Here is a 1,014-nt window from a genome sequence, read left to right as displayed (position 1 = left end):
CACGCGGCGCGGGCTTCGCGCCGCTCGCGTTCGAGCCGCTCCAGCCGCTGCTTGCGCACCCCGGACAGGCGCTCCAGGGTGCGGTCGGGAACGCGCGGTTCGATCACTTCCACCGGTTCGCGCCGGACCACGTTGCGCGCGCTCATGCCGCCAGCGCCTTCAGGTTCGCCAGCGTCTGCGCATACGGCGTCTGGGCGCTGGTGTCCTGGCGCAGGAAGTCGAGCTGGGCGTCGCGCAGCGCCACCGCCTGGTCCGCCAGCGGATCGCCGCCGCTGCGGTACTCGCCCAGCCGTATCAGCAACTCCATCTCCTGGTAGCGCGACTGCAACGCGCGGAAGCGGAACGCCGCCTGGCGGTGGGCGGCGTCGGTGACGTTGCCCATGGTGCGGCTGATGCTGGCCAGGATGTCGATGGCCGGGTAATGGCCCTGTTCCGCCAGTTTCTTGCTGAGCAGGATATGACCGTCCAGCAGCGACTTGGCTTCGTCGCCGATGGGGTCGGACGCCGATTCGCCATCGACCAGCACCGTATACATGGCGGTGATGGCGCCGTCGGTGGTGGCGCCTGCCCGTTCCACCAGGCGCGGCAGCATGGTGTAGACCGACGGCGTGAAGCCGCCGCGCGCCGGCGGCTCGCCGGCGGCCAGGCCGATCTCGCGCTGGGCGCGGGCGAAGCGGGTCAGCGAATCGACCAGCAGCAGCACCTGCTTGCCGCGCGCGCGGAAGCCTTCGGCGATGGCGGTGGCGGTGAAGGCGGCGCGCGCGCGCTCCATGGAGGTGCGGTCCGACGTGGCGCAGACGATGATGCTCTTGCTGACCAGGCCCGGGTCCAGCTCGTGCTCCAGGAATTCGTTCACTTCGCGGCCGCGCTCGCCGATCAGGCCGAACACGATGGCGTCGGCGTGGCAGCCGCGCGCCACCGCCGCCATCAGCGTGGTCTTGCCGCAGCCGGGGCCGGCGAAGATGCCGACCCGCTGCCCCCTGCCCAGCGTCAGCAGGCCATCGATGGCGCGCA

1 protein-coding gene is annotated in these 1,014 nt (G+C 71.5%); it reads right to left on the bottom strand.

The window, feature by feature from the left end; all coding sequences use genetic code 11:
- Positions 1-142: 142 nt before the first annotated feature.
- On the bottom strand, positions 143-1,014 hold an 872-nt coding region (locus GTP90_RS35820), incomplete at its 5' end, for a FliI/YscN family ATPase (RefSeq protein ID WP_161087940.1).

The organism is Duganella vulcania (genome assembly GCF_009857655.1).
Classification (GTDB): Bacteria; Pseudomonadota; Gammaproteobacteria; order Burkholderiales; family Burkholderiaceae_D; genus Rugamonas; species Rugamonas vulcania.
This window is presented reverse-complemented; position numbering and strand designations above follow the sequence as displayed.